6 protein-coding genes and 1 tRNA gene (1 of these 7 running past the window's edge) are annotated in these 6000 nt (G+C 34.4%); all 7 read left to right on the top strand.

Annotated features, from left to right (window positions below):
- Positions 1–73 (top strand) — tRNA-Leu (locus A6754_RS18180); it begins 9 nt to the left of the window's first position.
- Positions 74–205: 132 nt separating this feature from the next.
- Entirely contained in the window at positions 206–1150 is a 945-nt protein-coding gene (locus A6754_RS18175) for a tyrosine-type recombinase/integrase (RefSeq protein ID WP_066449149.1), read from the top strand.
- A gap of 177 nt (positions 1151–1327) precedes the next feature.
- On the top strand, positions 1328–1936 hold the full coding sequence (locus A6754_RS18170; protein WP_066449145.1) for a hypothetical protein: 609 nt from the start codon (positions 1328–1330) through the stop codon (positions 1934–1936).
- A 46-nt stretch (positions 1937–1982) separates the two neighbouring features.
- Positions 1983–3136, top strand: a protein-coding gene (locus tag A6754_RS22510; protein WP_371806967.1) for an IS3 family transposase whose coding sequence is annotated in 2 segments (ribosomal slippage) — positions 1983–2235 and positions 2235–3136 — 1155 coding nt in all. Because the reading frame shifts where the segments join, the coding sequence is not laid out codon by codon here.
- Between the two features lie 556 nt (positions 3137–3692).
- Positions 3693–3830 (top strand): hypothetical protein, encoded by a 138-nt coding sequence (locus tag A6754_RS23060; RefSeq protein ID WP_180320246.1) that lies wholly within the window; start codon positions 3693–3695, stop codon positions 3828–3830.
- A gap of 82 nt (positions 3831–3912) precedes the next feature.
- Positions 3913–4740: a YorF family protein gene (locus A6754_RS18150; RefSeq protein ID WP_066449138.1), complete on the top strand. Its 828-nt coding sequence runs from the start codon at positions 3913–3915 to the stop codon at positions 4738–4740.
- 546 nt (positions 4741–5286) lie between these two features.
- Entirely contained in the window at positions 5287–5883 is a 597-nt protein-coding gene (locus tag A6754_RS18145) for a hypothetical protein (protein WP_066449135.1), read from the top strand.
- Positions 5884–6000 lie beyond the last annotated feature (117 nt).

Genomic DNA, 6000 nt, shown 5'->3' with positions numbered 1-6000 from the left:
GCGGAATTGGCAGACGCGCACGACTCAAAATCGTGTTCCTTCTGGAGTGTCGGTTCGACCCCGACCACCGGTATCAGACTTAAGGCAAAAAGCCTTATAAATAAAGACTTTCAACAGTTCATGTTGGGAGTCTTTTTTGTTTTATCCGACAGACTGAAATTCGCTAAAATCGTGTGCTTCGAATCTTATGCTTGGGGGAGATACTATGGCAAGAAGAGGAAAGCTTACTGATGATGAATTGAAAATAATTAATGCAAAGATCACCGATGAAGAAGCGTTCAAAAAGTTTATAAGAGACTGTCATCTAAGAAACCTCAGACCCTCTACAATCAAATACTACAATAATGAATTAGCAGCAACTAAGACTTGTTTAGTTGAGATAGGTATCAATAAAGAAGTTGTTGAACTTGACCAGGAAGATATTGAAACTCTAATACTTCATCTTAAAGACAAAATCAGAGTTGTAAGTATCAATACTAGACTTCGAGCAATTAAAGCCTTCTTTAACTACTTAGAAAAGAACAAGCTCTTATACTCCAAGAACCCCACCAAGAACATCAAACAACTCAGAGACAGACAAAAGATAATGGAAACATTAGAGGACGATGAAATTGTACAGGTTGCAAGACACATTAAGAATCAGAAGAGTTTTGTTGGATACAGAGACTATGCAATTTTCATGTTAATGATTGATACTGGCATAAGACTATCAGAATGTGTTGGAATTAAAACATATGATGTAAGAGGAAGTAAGGTCATTATTAGAAATACCAAGAACTTAAAAGAAAGAACGGTCTATCCTACTGCCAAAACTCAAGATGCTATTTCAAGGTACATCAAACTACGAGGAGAACTCCATCACAAGTTTTTGTTCGTAAACAATGATAATGAGCCTTTACGCAGAAGAAGCGTTCAAACAAGATTTGAGAAGTATAAGGAGGCTTTGAAATTTAAAAAGCAACTAAGCCCTCATGTGTTCAGACATACATATGCGAAACGATCGATAATGTCTGGAATGGATGCATTTTCATTAGCTGCTTTATTAGGCCATTCAGACCTTACTGTTACCAAAAAGTATGTTGCATTGTGGGGAGCAGACCTAGAAGAAATGGCTAAGAAATATAGTTCGATAAATCGTCTAAAAATCTGACAATTTTTGCCTACTAATATGTACTTTAGTACTGTAAAGTGTTAAAATATAATCATAAATAAAAACCCTGTTCATTATAGAGCTGGCACTCTAGAACAAGGTTCTCAAAATCCCACAAGGAATTTTTCTTATGTTCATTATAAGATACTTTTCCTTGTATATCAAGGAGGATGTCTAATGTTGTTAAATGCTAAATCAGAGGAGCTTGTAAAATATTCAAAAGGTACTTACGAAAAAGATCAATTCATTATGAAGGTTTCGGAACTATGGGAATGGACAGATAAACAAATTAGAATGATATACCTTACAGCAGACCTTGCAATTAATGGACAAGGTGTATTCTCTGTTTCTAATAACAGCTTTCGAGAAATGTTTCAGAACCGGTTCAAAATGACAATTAGTCGTTCCACAGTAATAAGATTCTTCCAGTTGCTAGAGGAACTTAAAGTCTTAACTGTGAACGAAGGTAGAAGAAAAAACAGAACTCAGTCAGCCAATATTTTTATCATTGAGTCATTAGAAAATTCAAATGAAATACCAGTTGAAACTCCAGATGATACACCGAATGAAACACTATCTGAAACACCGATTGATACACATAATATAGCTTTAAACAAAGCTTTAAACAAAGACTCTAATAAACCTTTAACTAAACCTTTAAAGCATGAATTTGTTAACAACATTGGTAACAAAGACACTCAAGAAGAAAATGCTGATTTATATCTAAAACAAAACAACAATGAAAGAGTTGATGCTAGTATAGTTTCATGGACACATCTTAGTTAAGTTTTTCCATATTTGACTAAAATGTAAATGAAAGGATGTGTCCTTTATGGGTAACCAAAATGTAAGCAAAAAATTTAATGAAGAATTCAAAAAAATGGTGGTTGATCTTTATAGCTCAGGTAGTGCAGTAAAAGATTTAAGTAGCGAATATGGCGTATCTGAAGTAACCATTTACAAATGGATTAAGAGGTTCACTCCTATGAACTTGGAGGATGGGACTTCTGTTACGACGGATGACTTCATCCAGTTAAAAAAGCAGATGCGCGGTCTTCAAGAGGAAAACGAAATCTTAAAAAAGGCTATGGCCATATTCGCGAGAAAGTAAGCATTACTGAGCTATCCACCATCATTGAACAACATAAGGATCAATATGCTGTTCAAACTCTATGTGATGTATTAGAAATCCCAAGGAGTACGTATTATCAATCTTTTGAAGCTGTTGAGTCTAATCGTGAACGTGAAAATAAAGAGCTAACCAAAAGAATTATTGAAATTCACGCAGAAAGTAAACAGCGTTATGGGGCTCCAAAGATTCATAAGATCCTTCAAAAAGAAGGTTATTTAGTGAGCCTAAAAAGAGTGCAGCGTTTAATGACTAAGGCAGGTATCAGATCCATTATTCAGCAGAAATATCGCCCATATTCAAGTAAATGTAAGGTGGAAGAACGTGATAACCTATTAAACAGGGACTTTTCTACTACAACCATTAACGAGAAATGGGTGGCAGATATTACGTATATCCATACACTTAGAGATGGTTGGTGCTATTTAGCTTCTGTGCTGGATTTACATTCTAAAAAGATTGTTGGATATTCATTTTCACGCACAATGACAACAGACTTGGTGATTCATGCATTAGATAATGCATATGAAACTCAAAACCCGAAGGAAGGACTCATTATCCACACGGATTTAGGATCTCAATACACAAGTGAAGAGTTCTCAAATATTGTTCTATCAAGAGGCATGAAGCAGTCATTCAGTCAAAAAGGTTGCCCATACGATAATGCTTGTATTGAATCATTTCATGCCATTTTAAAGAAAGAAGAAGTCCACCGTGTCAGATACTTAGATTATAATTCAGCCAAAATGGCTCTATTTCAATACATTGAAGGCTGGTACAATCGCAAAAGAATTCATAGCAGCATCGGCTATCGAACACCACAAGAGGTAGAGTACAGCATTCGGCATGTCGCTTAATCTCTAACTTGAGATTGTGCACCCGCTTTACATGGAGTGGCGGGCATGATAGCCTCGTCTGGCGATGCCGATGTTGTGACATCTGGCTTCTCGGCAGGGAACATATGCCCGCAGAGGCTCCATGTCAAGCGTCATGGCCAACCCACTATAATTGAGGCAAGTGTTCAAAAAATGTTAACTTATTTGTGTCCAAAAATTTGACTCAGATCCAAGTTCAAGATACATACGAAGATGAAGTCATATATAAACTCACCAATGAATATCGTGCTAAAGGACTAAGTAAAGATGTATGTCTACGTGTCGTTGATGAAGTAATGCAAGTCAGACATACTATCGAAAACTTTTCAGCATACCTAGCAACATGCCTTAAGAACACGTTGTACAAGAGTCAAGTTAAGCATGGACTTATAAACCCTTATGAACGAATGAGAGGAAGACTGAAAGGCACAGACATACCTTATTACGATTGGCTCAACTCTCCAATTGAAGATTCGAAGGCTGGGCTTGTAAGTCTTGATATAACTGATGAAGAACTGCCATTTTAGGGGGAAGGTAAATGAAAGCAGAAGAAGTACTATCAATTATTAAGAATCTTGAGAATGAAGAAAGATGGAAGTTGCTTAGCTTGCTTTACGATGAATACTACAATAAGTCGGATATTAAAATTGCTGACCTTGAGTACGATGATGAATAATTTTTCAAATCTGCTTTACATTTTCCCTACATGCGATATACAGACTCCGTAAAATAAAAACAAATTACGGAGGCGTTATATCATGAAAAATTTAACTCAACTACCTAACAAACTGGAGATTATCGGTACATTAAGATCCAAAGATTTAGAACAAAGAACTTCCATGAACGGTGACGAATACATTTCTGGTTCAGTAATAATTACTTCAAAAATTGACAACGTTATTCATGATTTTTTAGTAAAAGTTTTTACTATGAATACTCAACGTTCAGCAAGAACCTTCAAAGGAATACAAGCTGTATTCAATGAGTATAAGTCTGTCGAGGAGCACGGGGAAGAACATGCAGACACTATAAAAGTGACTGGTTCGCTAAAATTTGTCCAATATGAAAATAGAAATAATGAACTTAAAGAATATAATGAAATAAAAGGGAACTTCTTTACTAGGCTTTCTAGAGGCATTGATGATATGGCAATTCTTGAAATTGGAACAGTCGTAGAAGGTTTCTCTCATGACGAGAATGGAAAAGTGACAGTAAAAGGTTTCAATGTAGCTTATAATGAGGAAGTAGTAACTTTAAAAGATATGTTTGTTAAAGAGAAGATTTCTGAGACTTTTAAGAATCTATACTATCCGTTACAAACAGGTCGTTTAGTATGTAATTTAATTTGCCCTAAAATTACCAAAAAATCTGTTCATGGCTTTGGAGCCAATATTGCAATTGAAAGTAATATAATCGAAACTAATAATTTGTCTATCGAGGTAATTGGAGGAGACTTACCTTATACTGATAATAAGAAGTATGACGAAGAAATGATTAAGCATTCAAAGGAAAAACTCCAAAAAAAGCTTGAGGAAAGCAGAAGAAGTTTATATTCAAGTAGTATAGCATCTGCTTCTGGCTTTTAGAAAGAATCTATAAATTTGTGGTTCTGTGCTGTTTGAAGATCGAGCTAAATGCTCGGTCTTTTGTCTTTTATTCCACAAAAAGACATATAACCATCTTTTCTCTATTAACCTAACAGAATAACCTTCAGAGTTCATACGTTGGCTCCTATTGGACTTTATTAGACTAGTTAATAGGATTATAGGTACAAACTCCTCAGAAGTCCTCGTATGACTCCAAATTGGGTATTCTTTGGTATTTTCAGTCCAGATGATTAGATAATAAGGTCAGAATGAAAATAACGAAGAATCTTATAAACTCCGTTTTTATAATAAAATTACCATTTTATAATATGGTTCAAGAGCTTTGCTCTTGACCATGAATCAAGCGAAGCTTGATTGCATTAAGTAAAAAGGTTACAAAATAAGGTTCATTCTTAATATTAGCAGTGTACCTACTTTTGTAACCCTTCAAAAAAGTTTATAAAAGTTTGCTCTGTTTGATTTACGTATTTCATTTTACAGATACAAGTGTATTGTGTGTGAAATCTATCAAATGGAGGAATTGATATGACAGCTTATATTAATGATTATAAATTCTATTACGGAAAAGCGTTAGTAAAGAATTATGACAGTAAAGTGGTATTAGGAATGTTAAAACTTATGAATGGAAATAGACGTTCAACGTTTACTATCAAACAATTAGCTGAAGCAAGTAACACAAGCCGGAAAGTCGCTCGTTCAACAGTTTATAAAATGATTGATGAATGCATGGAAAATCATTTAGCAATCGATTTTATTCCAGCTGAATATTCTGCTAATGAAAGTTTTGTTGTTCAGTTTCCATACGACTTGATTAACTTTTCGTTCTTATATGAATTTGAGATAGATGAATTACTTGCACTTGAAACTAATGAAATTCGAGTTTTCCTTATTCTGTTTGGATTCACAAAGAATTCTACAATTTATAAGCAGAAGAAAATAAAACGTATTCGTATGGGGCGAAATAATATTGCTCATTACAGTGGAGTTAAGAATTTGAATTACCTTACTAAAGCTATTGATTCATTGGTTGAAAAAGGTTGGATAAAGATTACTGACAAAGGTAATAATCTGAAAGAACTCACAACAGAATATGAAATCTTGAAAGATTATGATATGCGCTAAGAACTAGTTTCTTAGCTCTATTTTTTTTATCTTTTTTACCAAATATCAAAATGGTTCATTTCGCTCCATTCTGATATTTCAAAAAGGCTCCAAATGGTCCAAACTGATACACTAAAT

It is taken from the genome of Cytobacillus gottheilii (genome assembly GCF_001636345.1).
In the GTDB taxonomy this organism is placed as follows: Bacteria; Bacillota; Bacilli; order Bacillales; family Cytobacillaceae; genus Cytobacillus; species Cytobacillus gottheilii.
The sequence above is the reverse complement of the archived record's forward strand: the minus strand, read 5'-3'. Positions and strand labels throughout refer to the sequence as shown.